Consider the following 12052-nt stretch of genomic DNA (forward strand, 5'->3'; position numbering starts at 1 on the left):
CGGTCGTCGTGCACTGGCTTTTCCCATCCACGGGGTCGCTGCCTGAGACGCCGTGTCCCAGCCATCCCTGGTGGGCATGAGAAGTGCTCATAAGTCTTTGCATGGCGTAACCGGGAAATCAGCGGATCAGGGCGGGCTTCTGCAGGTTGTGCTGACGAACGATCGCCAGCATCGCTCTTTGCTTGCCAGATGATCCGTAGAGTTCGTGAATGAGGAAGGTCGGTATGTACGCCTCGCGAAATGCTCTTCGTCGCGCCTCGGGGACCCGCCCCTGATGGCATCCAACGTCAATCCCGCGCCTCAGCAGGCGGCGGGCGCGCCAGCCGATGCGCGATCGCCTGCCGGTGCGCGGATCGAGCCAAACGAGGTGCAGATTCTGTTCGTGGACCTGCAGACGCCGCTCGTGTCCAAGTCGAAGACCCATCCGCCGGATGCCATCGCGCAATCGGCCGCCGCGCTGGCGCGCGTGGGTGCGATCCTGGAGCAGCCGATGCTGTTCAGCGTCGTCGCGGGCGGCGACGGCGCATCGGGCCTGCTGCCCGAACTCCAGCCGTTCGCGACGCCGCAGACGGTGCTGCAGCGCGTGCCGGTCAGTCCCTTCGGCGATCCGGCGATCGTCCAGGCGCTCGCGCGCAACGATCGCCGCACGCTGATGGTCGTCGGTTATGTGGCGGAGGTGGCGCTGCTCCAGACGGTGCTGGACGCGCTGGCGGCCGGGTACACGGTCTTTTGCGCGGTCGATGCGACCGGCAGTTCGTCCGAGCGCGGCGAAGCGGCCGCGATGCGGGCGATGGAGGCGGCGGGCGCCACCCCCACGTCGGTGCGCAGCTTCGCCTTCCGGCTCGTCGAGGATTTCGACACCCCGCCCGGCAAACAGGTCCGGGCGGCCTTCCCGTAATCGAAAGGAACATACGTGTCCGTACCGCAAACGCTGTCGCTGCGCGGTGGCGCGACCATGCCGGCGATCGGCCTGGGCGTCTATCAAAGCACGGGCGACGAGGCCGTGCGCGCCGTCGAGAGCGCGATCGCGCAGGGCTATCGGCTGATCGACACCGCCGCCGCCTATGGCAATGAGGCCGAGGTCGGCGCGGGCATCCGCGCAAGCGGCATCGCCTGCGACGATATCTTCGTCACGACCAAGCTGAAGCCGGACGACTATGGTGAAGAGTCGGCGCTACGTGCCTTTGAACGAAGCGAGAAGGCGCTCGGCGTCGGAGTGATCGACCTCTATCTGCTGCACTGGCCGATGCCCAAGCGCTTCGATGACACGGTCGCATCGTGGCAGGTGATGGAGCGGCTGTTGGCCGAGGGGCGCGTGCGAGCGATCGGCGTATGCAACTTCAATCCCGACCATCTCGAGATGCTCGCCGAAAGGTGCGAGCAGGCGCCGGTGCTCAACCAGGTCGAACTGCACCCGTTTCTGGTGCAGGAGAATGTGCGTGCGGCCAATGCGGCGCGGGGCATCGTCACCCAGGCGTGGTCGCCGATCGGCGGCGTCAACCGCTATTGGGACAGCGGCGAGGACCCGCTGACCCATCCCACGATCGTCACGCTCGCCGAGGCGCACGGCAAGAGCCCGGCGCAGATCGTCCTGCGCTGGCATCTGGAGCGCGGCGTATCGGCGATCCCCAAATCGGTGCGCCCCGAGCGCATCGCCGAGAATATCGCGCTGTTCGACTTCGCGCTCTCGCCGGACGAGGTCGCCGCGATCGACACGCTCGACCAGGGCCGCCGCGGCGGCCCCGATCCGGACGCCCGTTAATCCAAAGAGGTAAAATCCCATGAAATATACCACGCTTGGCGGCAGCGGCGCCGCCGTGTCGCGGCTCGCACTCGGCACCATGTATTTCGGGCAGCAGACGCCGGAAGAGGATGCGTTCGCGATCCTCGACACGTTTCTGGAAGCGGGCGGCACGCTGATCGACACCGCCGACGTCTATGTCGGCGGCACGGCCGAGGAGACGATCGGCAAATGGTTCGCCTCGCGCCCGCGCGACGTGACCGACCGGGTGGTGCTCACCAGCAAGGGGCGCCAGCCCACCGGCAAGGACGTGAACAATGCGGGCCTGTCGCGCCGACACCTGCATCGCGCGCTCGATGCGTCGTTGAAGCGGCTGCAGGTCGAGACGATCGACCTGTATCAGCTCCACTCGTCCGATCCCTATACGCCGATGGAGGAGACGATCCGCTTCCTCGACGACGCGGTGCGGGCGGGCAAGATCCACTATGTCGGCCTGTCCAACTTCAACGGCTGGGAATTGCAGCGCTTCGTCTCCACCGCGAAGGAACTGGGCGCGGTGCCGCCGGTGACGCTGCAGCCGCAATACAGCCTGCTCTCGCGCGAGATCGAATGGGAGATCGCGCCCGCGGCACGGGCCAACGCCATCGGCCTGCTGCCCTGGTCGCCGCTGGCGGGCGGGTTCCTGACCGGCAAGTATGCGCGCGGGCAGGACGCGCCGTCCGACACGCGCGCGGGGTCGGACAGCCCGCTCTACCAGTTCACCTCGGCCGAATATGCCGAGATCGACCGCAACTGGCGCACGATCGACGCGGTCAAGCGCATCGCCGAGCAGATCGGCGCGACGCCCGCGCAGGTCTCGCTCAGCTGGATCGCCGATCGCCCGGGCGTCACCGCGCCGATCTGCGGCGCGCGCACGGTCGAGCACCTCAAGGACAATCTGGGTGCGCTCGACGTGCAGCTCGATGCCGAGCTGACCCGGACGCTCGAAGAAGTGAGCCGTCCGCGCCCCTATGGCTATCCCTATGGCCCGTTCGGCATCTGGCAGCGCGAGCGCGGGCTGGAAAACGGATCGCCCGCCCCCGAGCCGGTCTATGGCGACGGCTCGGATAATCCCACCGGCTGATCGTCCGCGCGGCGCTGCGACCGAGCGGTCGCCCGCGGATCGCCGCGCAGGGAGCGCTTGTCAGGCGCCGCGCGCTTTGAGGAAATCGACAAAGGCGCGCAGCGTCGGCGGCACCAGCCCGCCGCCCGGATAATAGAGGTAGGGGCCCGGAAATGCCTGCCACCAGTCCTCGAGCACCGGTACCAGGACCCCGGCTTCGATCTCCGGCCGGATCCACTCCTCGAAGATGTGGAGGATGCCCAGACCCTGCTTGGCGACCGCCACCGCCAGATCGGCGGTGGCGCCGCGCCCGGTGATCAAACGGCCCTTCGGCTCGATGCTCACGCACGCCCCGTCGCGCTCGAACTCCCAAAGGGGAACGGTGCGGTTGGCCGTGCGCTCGCAGATACAGGCATGTCGGGCGAGATCGTCGGGGTGGATCGGTCTGCCGGCGCGATCGAGATACGCCGGTGCGGCGACGGTCGCGAAGCGCTGTTGACGCGGGCCGATCGGGATGCCGACCATGTCGGCGGGGACCTTGTCGTAATAGCGGATCCCCGCGTCGAACTCCGCTGCCAGCACGTCCAGCAGCTCGCTCTGCGCGACCACCTCGACCGTGATGGCCGGGTACAGGGTCAGAAACTCCGCGATCAGCGGCGGCAGGATCAAGCGTGCCGCGCTGACCGGCACGTTCAGGCGCAGCGTGCCCGCGGGCGCACCCGGCGTTCCCCGCGCTTCTCGCAGCGTCAGCGAAAGCTCGGCAAACACCGGCTCCAGCCGGTCGATCATCCGCCGCCCGGCCTCGGTCGGCGTGATGCTGCGGGTGGTGCGATACAGCAGCCGCGTTCCCAGCTGGCGCTCCAGCCTGCGCACCGACGCGCTGAGCCCGGACGAGCTGCGCTCGGCCAGGCGCGCCGCTTCGCGAAAGCCGCCGGCCTGCACCACGAGCATCAATGCCTGGACATCCGCGACATTGATCTCTTCGTCGCCCACACCGCTCCTCCCACCGGCCTCATCGCATGTACGGGCCCCCTGCCGCGCGCGAAAGCGTCGCCGTACGGGCGTGCGCGGCATTGTGCGCGCCAGTGCGCACCATGTTCGAAAGATCCCGCCTAATCGTCCTCGCGCACCGCGCCTAGATCGCGTCTTCCTCCGGCACGGCCGGCATTTGATACGGGAGCACGGCATGAGCGAAGCAAGCGATGTGACAAACGGGCAGCCGGTGGCGCTGGTGACGGGCGCATCGTCCGGCATCGGCCGCGCCTTCGCCTTGCGGCTGGGCGCCATGGGCTATCGCGTCATCGCGGTCGGCCGTCGCGCCGATCGCCTGGATGCGCTGGCGAACGCGCTCCCCGCCGGGCGCCTCGATCCGATCATAGCGGACCTCGGCACGGACGCAGGAATCGCCGCGGTCGCCGAGGCCTGCGCACGCGAGCCGCTTACCCTCCTCGTCAACAACGCCGGACTCGCCCATTACGGCAGCTTCGCGGCGGTTCCCGCGGCCGACATCGCCGAGGTGCTGCGGGTCAAGACGCTCGCGACCACGCTGCTGGCGCATGCGGCGGTACCGGGGATGCTGGCGCGCGGCGGCGGCACGATCGTCAATGTCGCGGGGATGCTGGCGTTCGGCGCTGCCGCGCCGCTCGGCCCGACGCCCGGCCGCGCGACCTATGTGGCGACTCTGGCGCATCTGGTGGCGCTCAGCCAGGCGCTGGCCGAGGAACTGCGGGCCGGCAATATCCGCGTACAGGCGCTTTGCCCCGGTATCGTCGCCACCGAGTTCCATATGCGCCAGGGCATGGATCTGAGCGCGCTCCCGCGGATGACGGCCGAGGATGTGGTGACGGCGAGCCTTGCCGGCCTGGCACTCGGCGAGGTCGTCTGTGCGCCCGGCGTCGAGGACGTCGGGCTGCTGGACGGCGCCCGGCGCGCAAATCTCACGGCCTTCGGCGGACAGTCCCCGACTCTGGCGACACGCTATCGCCAGCAGGCCGAATGAGCGAGACGTTTGCGCTCAGGCGTGCAACGCGGAGGTGAGTTCGGCGGGCTGCGCCTTCACGACCGGCTCTAGGCCGACCGGGTGGGCCCGCGCAGCCTGTCCCGCACGGCTTCACGGCACCGGGCGTGAGGCCTTGCAGGCAGATGGCGGCGGCACATGCGGCCAGCCGTCCGCCGAACATATCGCGTCGAACTCCGAAGCCAGGCTTTGCAGGGAGACGTCCGCGAACCGTGCCAGCAAAATCGCTTGCGCGGCGTCGAGCGCCTCGTCGATCGAACCATTGACGACCCGCTCGACACCGCAGGCCGGGCTGGCGTTCTCATTGCCGAGCGCGAACAGCCGGGGCGATCCGACCGCACGGTAGACATCGAGGAGCGACACATCGGCCAGATCGCGCGCGATGCTCCACCCGCCGCCGTGCCCGCCGCTCGACGCAACAAATCCCGCTTGGCGCAGACCCGCCATCGTGCGGCGCACCACGACCGCGTTGGTCCCGAGCATGCAGGCGATCTGTTCGGAGGTGAACGCCCCGTCATGCCGGGCCATGTGCAGCAGCACATGGAGCATCCGCGAAAGCTTGCTGTCGATCCGCACCGTTTTTTTGCCGTTTTCCCGAAGCTGGTTGACGCGCCACTCTTGCGCAACATATCATGTTACGCAAGGAGATCGGACCCATGGATTACGATATCGCGGTGATCGGCGGAAGCTATGCGGGCCTTTCTGCCGCCATATATGCCGCCAGAGGGCGGCGGAGCGTCGCGGTCATCGATGCAGGGCGGCCCCGCAACCGCTTCTCGCCGGAGTCGCACGGCTTCTTCGGTCAGGACGGCGCGACGGGAGCCGCGATGTTGGCGCGCGCGCGTGCCGATCTCGCACGATATCCGGCCGTCGAGTTGATCGCAGGCACGGCAACAGCCGCAACAGCCGACGATGGGCTATTCATGGTGTCCGTCGCGGATCGCGCGCCGATCCGGGTGGCCAAGCTCATCCTTGCCACCGGGATCAACGACATCCTGCCCGACGTGCCCGGCTTGGCGGAGCGCTGGGGCGTCGGCGTGCTGCACTGTCCCTATTGTCACGGCTATGAACATGCGGGGCGGCCGCTAGGCGTCTTGGGACAGAGCGAAGGCGCCCTCCACCACGCACGTCTGATTGCCAATTGGGGGCCGACCACCCTGTTCCTGGACGCCGGCATCGCCGCCGACGACGCCACGCTGGCTGGTCTGCGCGAAACCGGGGTGCGCGTCGAGCGCGAGCGGATCGTCGAACTGCACGGCAGCGGCCGGGAACTTTCCTCCATCGAGTTGGCGTCCGGCGAGCATGTCCCGGCTGTGGCGCTGTTCGTCATGCCGGGCCTGCAACTCGCCAGCCCCATTGCCGAACATCTCGGCTGCGAACTGGTGGACGCGCCTACCGGGCGGATCGTGAAAGTCGATGGCGCGATGCGCACCAGCGTGCCGAGCGTCTATGCCTGCGGCGATGCGGCGCGCGCGTTCGGCAATGCCATGCTGGCCGCAGCCGACGGGGTTATCGCCGGCGGCTCGGCCAATTATGCCTCCATCTTCGGCGAGCCGGCGCGATGACAGCCCCCGTGCTGGCGGCCTGACGGGCGCCGACGCGTCCCACTCCTCTGCCGGGGGGCAGCTTGGCCACGCGGGAGGGCTTACTCGCGGGAGAGACGATCCAGCAATTCGGTAAGTAACAGGCGTTCCCCCGGAGTGATCGCCTTTGCCTCGCCGAGGCGCGCGCCGAGAGCGATCGCGAGGGGCGCGATGCCATCGCCGTCCCGCTCTCCCGGCGCGTCGGCAAGAATCGCGGACAGGACCGCCCCGCGAGCGACGTCGGCGAGCTGCGGATCGCGTTGTTCTTCCGGAGTTACCAGCAGGGTGGCGACGGTCCCGACCCCCGCCGCATGGATGAGGCCGACGGCCCGTTCCACCGGAATGCCGAGCCGGCCAGCCTGTGCGATCCGCCGTACGCGCGCCCGCAGCATCTCCAGCCCGGCAAGTGCCGCTGGCGACGCGACCTCAGTCGACCCGATCTCGTTCATGATGGCGAATACGGCGGGGTTGGCCAGGCCGAAGCCGATGTAGCTGTCCCAGGCGTCCGCCAGGTCCTGCACTGGATCGGGATGGAGCTTTGCTGAAGCCTTGTGCGCGAGGAAGGTCGCCAGGCCATGTTCCGCTACCGCATGCAGCAGCCCCCGCTTCTCGCCGAACAGACGGTACAGGGTCGGCGCCTGGACAGAGGCGGCCGATGCCACGGCCCTGGTTGTGAGTGCGGCGACACCGCCTTCGGCGATCAGCCTTGATGCCGCGTCCAGAACGCGCGCGCGCACGTCCTGAGTGTCCCGGTCCTGTTCCAAATCCCTGCTCATAAGCGGTGGTAACACCGATTTCCAAGAAACCGTAGCACTGTTGCGCGCGTTCCTGTATCGGTGATAACGTCTTTGCAATTCCAACGATAAGGGATGTTCCAATGATCGTCGTAACAGGCGCCGCCGGCCACCTCGGCCGGGGCGTGGCGGAAGATCTGCTCGGCCGCGTATCGCCGGCCGGAGTCGTCGCCGTCACCCGCTCGCCGGAAAAGGCCTCGATGCTCGCGGATCGGGGTGTGGAGGTCCGTGCCGGGGACTTCGCCGACTCAGCCAGCTTGACGACCGCGTTCCAGGGGGCTGACCAGGTGCTGATCGTCTCCGCCGACAAGCTCGGCGAGGAGGCGCGGCGTCTCCATCAGGCTGCGATCGCTGCCGCCCGTGACGCGGGTGCGCGCCGCGTCCTGTATACCAGTCATATGGCCGCCCGCGCCGGCTCGCCGTTTCTGCCAGCCGATCAGCACGCCGGCACCGAAGCCGACCTTGCCGCGAGTGGAATCGCCTACACCGCGCTGCGACATGGCTTTTACGCGGAGAGCTGCCTCATGATCATCGGCGAAGCCCTCAAGACGGGCGAGCTTCGCATGCCCGAGGATGGTCCGATCAGCTGGACGTCCCGCGACGACCTGGCGCAAGCGGATGCAGCGATCCTGTGCAGCGAAGGCGCGTGGGACGGCATCACGCCGCCGCTGACCGCAGCCGAGGCGCTCACCATGGCGGAAGTCGCCGCCATCGCTTCCGAGGCGACCGGGCGCGAGGTGCGCCGCACGACCGTGAGCGACGAGGAATGGCGCAACGCCAGGGTCGCGGCCGGCACGCCCGAGATGTATGCCGACATGCTCCTCGGCACGTTCCGCGCCGCCCGCCGGGGCGACTTCGCCGCGACCGATCCTGCGCTCGGCACTTTGCTCGGTCGGCCGCCCAGGACATTGCGCGACCTTTTGTCATCGATGTGAGGCACGCCTGCCGGCGATGCGCCCCTACCAGGGCGTATCGCCGGCAGGCTCGACGAAGCGTCCCGTCTCGTCGCCGCTCAGGGCGTACTGAACCGGCAGGCGCGCGCCTTCCTCGGCGGTCATGAAGCCGGTGTGCCCGGTCAGGTCCGTCTTCACATAGCCGGGCGCAACCGAGTTGATGACGATCCCAGTGTCGCGCAGTTCCTGGGCGAGCTGCACCGTCAGCATGTTCACCGCCGCCTTCGACGCATTGTAGCCGATCAGCCGGGCCGAATGATAAGGCGAGCTCGGATCTCCCATCACCGCCAGCGAACCCAGCGCGCTCGACAGGTTGACGATCCGGCCCTTGGGCGCCCGGCGCAGCAGCGGCAGCATCGCCTGCGTCACCGCGAGCGTCCCGACGAAATTGGTGTCCATGATGCGACGCGCGGCTTCGGGCGCGCCCGTGCTGGGCGGGCCGTCCTGCGGATCGACGATGCCGGCGTTGTTGACCAGGATGTCGAGGCGGCCATGTTCGCTGCGGATCGTCTCGGCGGCGGCCGCGATGCTGGCATCGTCGGTGAGGTCGATCGACACCGACTGCACGGTCAGACCCTGCGCGGCGAGATCGGCGACCGCCGCCTTGGCCCGATCGCCGTCGCGCGCACCGAGGATGACATGGACCCCGGCCTGGGCGAGCTGGCGGGCGATCTCCAGCCCGATGCCCTTGTTGGCGCCGGTGACCAGGGCGATGCGAGTTTCATGCGGCACGAGTTTTTCCTTTGATCTTGCGTGTATGCGCCACAAGATATGAAGGATCATTCAGTTCGGGAATTCGCTTATGTCCTCGGTTGCTCCGCGCCACCTGAAAGCCCGGAAGACGCCGCGTCAGGCGCGCGCCACAGCCACGGTTGACGCGATTTTCGAAGCGACCGTTCAGCTTTTGGTGGCCGATGGCCCGCACCGGCTGACCACCACGCGCGTGGCCGAGCGGGCGGGCGTCTCGGTTGGCACCATGTACCAGTATTTCCCGCACAAACAGGCGCTGCTCTACGCGCTCAACGCGCGGTATCTGGACGTTCTGTCCGAGAAGATCGAGGCGACCTGCCACGCCCACCACGGCGCGCCGCTGGACGCAATGATCGACGCGCTGATCGAAACCTATTGGAACGCCAAGACCGAGCGGGCCGACGTGACCCGCGCGCTATACCGCACGGCGGTGGAACTCGACAACGAAGCGCTGATCGAGTCCTTCGCCGCCCGGGTCGACGCAGCGACGCTCGCCATGTTCGCCAGCGCTTCCGACGCGAAGGAACGGGACCTCGCCAGCGTCAACCTCACGCTGGTCACGGTCATCTTCGGCACGGTTCGCAATGCGTTCGAGCGCAACCTGCCGCCCCCGGCGGTCGAGGCGCTGCGCGGTCAGCTGGCCTGGATGTGCCGCGCCTATCTGGCTGCTACTGGCGTGCGCTGATGCGAAGGCGACGCTTGCTGTTGATCCGGCCCTTCGGCGAATGGTCGAAAACGCCGCTCACGCCAGCCGGGTCTGCAGCTCCCCCAGCAGCCAGCTTCCCGCCCGTCCGAGAACGCGGTTGCGCATATGTGCGGCGTAGATCGTCAGCGGGCCGGTCGCGCGGGCCGGGTCGCCCTCGATCGTCAGGGGGCGCAGGCGACCGTCGGCCAGATAGGGCGCGACCAGATAGTCGGGCATCCGGCACCATCCCAGCCCCGCCAGCAGGAAATCGAGCCGCCGGGCCAGGTCCACGAACCGCCACGTCCTGGTGCCGAGGATGCCGTAGCTCGGACCATCGGGCGCGGCCGGGTCGGACAGGACGAGCTGGATATGTTCGTCGAGGTCGGCGGCCGTCACCGGCCGGTCGAGCCCGGCGAGCGGATGGACCGGCGACACCACCGGCACCAGGTCGATCCCGAGCAGCGGTAGCGCCGCCACGTCCTCCGGCACGCTCGGCAACAGGACGCACAGCGCGAGCGCGGCGTCGCCGCGTCGCAGCCGTCGCTCGGCCCCGCCCAGCCCTTCGGTGGAGAAGCTGACGGGAAGATAGGGGAATGCGGTACGCAGCGCGTGCAGGCTGTCGATGAAGGCGGCGGTCGGCACCAGCGGGTCGATCGCGATCGCCAGCTCGGGTTCGACCCCCGCGCGCGTGCCGGCGGCAACCGCCTCGAACCGCGCGGCGCTCGCCAGCACCGAATGCGCCTGCGCCACGAGTACCCGCCCGACATCGGTCAGCACCGGGCGAAAGCCGGAGCGGTCGAACAGGGTGACGCCCTGCGTGTCCTCCAGCGTCGTGACCGTCTGGCTGATGGCGGACTGCACCCGGCCCAGCTTGCGCCCCGCAGCGGAAAAGCTGCCCGTCTCGGCGATGGTGGTGAGGACGCGGAGCTGGTCCAGCGTGAGAGTGCCGATCATCCATCACCTCAACCGATAAGGATCATCACATCTTTATCGCTTCCGCGGTACACGTCCAGCCACCATATCGCGGCCATGCAACCGACCTTCTTCATCAACCATGGCGGCGGGCCGTGCTTCTTCCTGGAGCCGGGGCCGATGCGCGAGACATGGCGCGAACTGGAAACCTATCTGCGCGGATTCCTGGCGACGCTGGCCGAGCGGCCGCGCGCGATCCTCGCCGTTTCGGGGCATTGGGAAGAGGACGTGCCGACCGTCAACGCGGGCGCGCATCCGCCGCTGCTGTACGATTATGGCGGCTTTCCCGACTACACCTACCGCCTGACCTGGCCCGCGCCGGGCGCCCCCGACCTCGCCGCACGCGTGCGCACGCTGCTGTCGGATGCGGGTATCGCCAATGGCGCGCAAGCCGCGCGGGGCTGGGATCACGGCATCTTCGTGCCGCTCAAGGTGATGCTTCCGCAAGCCGACGTTCCGCTCGTGCAGCTGTCGATGCAGCGCGGGCTCGATCCGGCAGCGCATCTGGCGATCGGGCGCGCGCTGAAGCCGCTGCGCGACGAAGGCGTGCTGATCCTGGGCAGCGGGCAGAGCTATCACAACATGCGCGGCTTCTTCGGCGGCCGGTCGGTCGACGAGCAGGCGGAAGCCTTCGACGCCTGGCTGCGCGCCGCCATGATCGACGGCGCGACGCGCGACGAGGCGCTGATCCACTGGGCCGACGCGCCTTATGCCCGGGTCGCCCAGCCGCATGAGGATCACCTGCTGCCGCTGATGGTCGCGGCCGGCGCGGCATCGGGCGAACCCGGCGCCGTCCATTTCCACGGCCATGCGCTCGGCAAGCCGATCTCCGGCTTCCGCTTCGGCTGATCGCTCTTTTCTACAAAGGACACTTCATGACCAAGCTTCTCGTCGTCGAGACCAGCCCGCGTGGGGACCACTCGATCTCGCGCACCATGACTCGCCGCTTCGTCGCCCGATGGCAGGCGGCGCATCCGGACGGTACGATCGTCGAGCGCGACCTGATGGAAACCGACCTCCAGTTCATCGGCGCGCCGTGGCTCCAGGCCTATTTCACGCCGCCCGAAGCGCACACGCCCGCGATGCAGGCCGAGCTCAGGCTGTCGGACGAACTCGTCGGCGAGCTGCTCGCCTGCGACCACCTCGTGATCGCGACGCCGGTCTACAACTACAACGTGCCCGCCGCGCTCAAGGCATGGATCGACAGCATCGTGCGCAAGGGGATGACGCTTGGGCACGACGGCAAGGGCCTCGTCGCCGGCAAGAAGGCGACGGTGCTGATGGCATCGGGCGGCGTCTATACCGAAGGCTCGCCGATCCGCGACCGCGACGTCGCCACCCAATATCTGCGCCTGATCCTGGGCGTGATCGGCATTACCGACGTGACCTTCGTCGCCGGCGGCAACGCGAAGTCGGTCGACATGGGCGAAACGACGATGGCCGGGTTCATCGAAA

At 68.3% G+C, this 12052-nt stretch carries 14 protein-coding genes; 9 read left to right on the plus strand and 5 right to left on the minus strand.

The genetic code is table 11. The annotated features are described in order from the left end of the window. The first annotated feature begins 274 nt into the window (after positions 1-274). From ACFDTH_RS08450 to ACFDTH_RS08460, 3 genes are read left to right on the plus strand one after another with little or no spacing between them, the layout of a single operon-like run. Entirely contained in the window at positions 275-898 is a 624-nt protein-coding gene (locus ACFDTH_RS08450; RefSeq protein ID WP_375287091.1) for an isochorismatase family protein, read from the plus strand. A gap of 15 nt (positions 899-913) precedes the next feature. Beyond that, the gene (locus tag ACFDTH_RS08455; protein WP_375287092.1) at positions 914-1762 is read left to right on the plus strand and encodes an aldo/keto reductase; all 849 of its coding nucleotides are present in this window, start codon (positions 914-916) and stop codon (positions 1760-1762) included. 19 nt (positions 1763-1781) lie between these two features. Next, positions 1782-2864 carry an aldo/keto reductase gene (locus tag ACFDTH_RS08460; RefSeq protein WP_375287093.1) on the plus strand — a complete coding sequence of 361 codons (1083 nt, stop codon included), beginning with the start codon at positions 1782-1784 and terminating at the stop codon, positions 2862-2864. Positions 2865-2924: 60 nt separating this feature from the next. Here ACFDTH_RS08460 and ACFDTH_RS08465 read toward each other — a convergent pair whose 3' ends face one another. Further along, positions 2925-3836, minus strand: coding sequence for a LysR family transcriptional regulator (locus ACFDTH_RS08465; RefSeq protein ID WP_375287094.1), 912 nt, complete (start codon positions 3834-3836; stop codon positions 2925-2927). Between the two features lie 193 nt (positions 3837-4029). Between ACFDTH_RS08465 and ACFDTH_RS08470 the strand changes: the two genes are divergently transcribed. Further along, positions 4030-4842, plus strand: coding sequence for an SDR family NAD(P)-dependent oxidoreductase (locus ACFDTH_RS08470; RefSeq protein ID WP_375287095.1), 813 nt, complete (start codon positions 4030-4032; stop codon positions 4840-4842). Between the two features lie 111 nt (positions 4843-4953). On the opposite strand, the gene ACFDTH_RS08475 is transcribed toward ACFDTH_RS08470, so the two are convergent. Continuing rightward, entirely contained in the window at positions 4954-5436 is a 483-nt protein-coding gene (locus tag ACFDTH_RS08475; RefSeq protein WP_375287096.1) for an Rrf2 family transcriptional regulator, read from the minus strand. Between the two features lie 80 nt (positions 5437-5516). On the opposite strand from ACFDTH_RS08475, the gene ACFDTH_RS08480 reads away from it, so the two are divergent. Continuing rightward, positions 5517-6425, plus strand: coding sequence for an NAD(P)/FAD-dependent oxidoreductase (locus tag ACFDTH_RS08480; RefSeq protein WP_375287097.1), 909 nt, complete (start codon positions 5517-5519; stop codon positions 6423-6425). Between the two features lie 80 nt (positions 6426-6505). On the opposite strand, the gene ACFDTH_RS08485 is transcribed toward ACFDTH_RS08480, so the two are convergent. Then, on the minus strand, positions 6506-7207 hold the full coding sequence (locus ACFDTH_RS08485; RefSeq protein ID WP_375287098.1) for a TetR/AcrR family transcriptional regulator: 702 nt from the start codon (positions 7205-7207) through the stop codon (positions 6506-6508). 113 nt (positions 7208-7320) lie between these two features. Between ACFDTH_RS08485 and ACFDTH_RS08490 the strand changes: the two genes are divergently transcribed. Continuing rightward, a complete protein-coding gene (locus ACFDTH_RS08490; protein ID WP_375287099.1) occupies positions 7321-8172 on the plus strand; it encodes an NmrA family NAD(P)-binding protein in 852 nt (283 codons plus the stop codon). A gap of 24 nt (positions 8173-8196) precedes the next feature. Here ACFDTH_RS08490 and ACFDTH_RS08495 read toward each other — a convergent pair whose 3' ends face one another. Further along, positions 8197-8922, minus strand: a complete 726-nt coding sequence (locus ACFDTH_RS08495) for an SDR family oxidoreductase (protein WP_375287100.1) — start codon at positions 8920-8922, stop codon at positions 8197-8199. Positions 8923-8992: 70 nt separating this feature from the next. Between ACFDTH_RS08495 and ACFDTH_RS08500 the strand changes: the two genes are divergently transcribed. After that, entirely contained in the window at positions 8993-9625 is a 633-nt protein-coding gene (locus ACFDTH_RS08500; protein WP_375287101.1) for a TetR/AcrR family transcriptional regulator, read from the plus strand. A 57-nt stretch (positions 9626-9682) separates the two neighbouring features. Here ACFDTH_RS08500 and ACFDTH_RS08505 read toward each other — a convergent pair whose 3' ends face one another. Beyond that, positions 9683-10579, minus strand: coding sequence for a LysR family transcriptional regulator (locus ACFDTH_RS08505; protein ID WP_375287102.1), 897 nt, complete (start codon positions 10577-10579; stop codon positions 9683-9685). A gap of 75 nt (positions 10580-10654) precedes the next feature. Between ACFDTH_RS08505 and ACFDTH_RS08510 the strand changes: the two genes are divergently transcribed. Together ACFDTH_RS08510 and ACFDTH_RS08515 are read left to right on the plus strand one after the other, a co-directional pair. Further along, positions 10655-11446, plus strand: a complete 792-nt coding sequence (locus tag ACFDTH_RS08510; RefSeq protein WP_375287103.1) for a DODA-type extradiol aromatic ring-opening family dioxygenase — start codon at positions 10655-10657, stop codon at positions 11444-11446. A 26-nt stretch (positions 11447-11472) separates the two neighbouring features. Beyond that, the coding region (locus ACFDTH_RS08515; protein WP_375287104.1) for an FMN-dependent NADH-azoreductase at positions 11473-12052 on the plus strand (580 nt) is incomplete at its 3' end.

The sequence above is a fragment of the Sphingomonas sp. genome (assembly GCF_042096255.1).
Lineage (GTDB): Bacteria > Pseudomonadota > Alphaproteobacteria > Sphingomonadales > Sphingomonadaceae > Sphingomonas.

Bases quoted from the DNA above. Each gene is read 5' to 3' on its own strand.
- ACFDTH_RS08490 (WP_375287099.1), top strand. From the start codon at position 7,321: ATGATCGTCGTAACAGGCGCCGCCGGCCACCTCGGCCGGGGCGTGGCG.
- ACFDTH_RS08505 (WP_375287102.1), bottom strand. From the start codon at position 10,579: ATGATCGGCACTCTCACGCTGGACCAGCTCCGCGTCCTCACCACCATC.
- ACFDTH_RS08510 (WP_375287103.1), top strand. From the start codon at position 10,655: ATGCAACCGACCTTCTTCATCAACCATGGCGGCGGGCCGTGCTTCTTC.
- ACFDTH_RS08500 (WP_375287101.1), top strand. From the start codon at position 8,993: ATGTCCTCGGTTGCTCCGCGCCACCTGAAAGCCCGGAAGACGCCGCGT.
- ACFDTH_RS08450 (WP_375287091.1), top strand. From the start codon at position 275: ATGGCATCCAACGTCAATCCCGCGCCTCAGCAGGCGGCGGGCGCGCCA.
- ACFDTH_RS08480 (WP_375287097.1), top strand. From the start codon at position 5,517: ATGGATTACGATATCGCGGTGATCGGCGGAAGCTATGCGGGCCTTTCT.
- ACFDTH_RS08470 (WP_375287095.1), top strand. From the start codon at position 4,030: ATGAGCGAAGCAAGCGATGTGACAAACGGGCAGCCGGTGGCGCTGGTG.
- ACFDTH_RS08460 (WP_375287093.1), top strand. From the start codon at position 1,782: ATGAAATATACCACGCTTGGCGGCAGCGGCGCCGCCGTGTCGCGGCTC.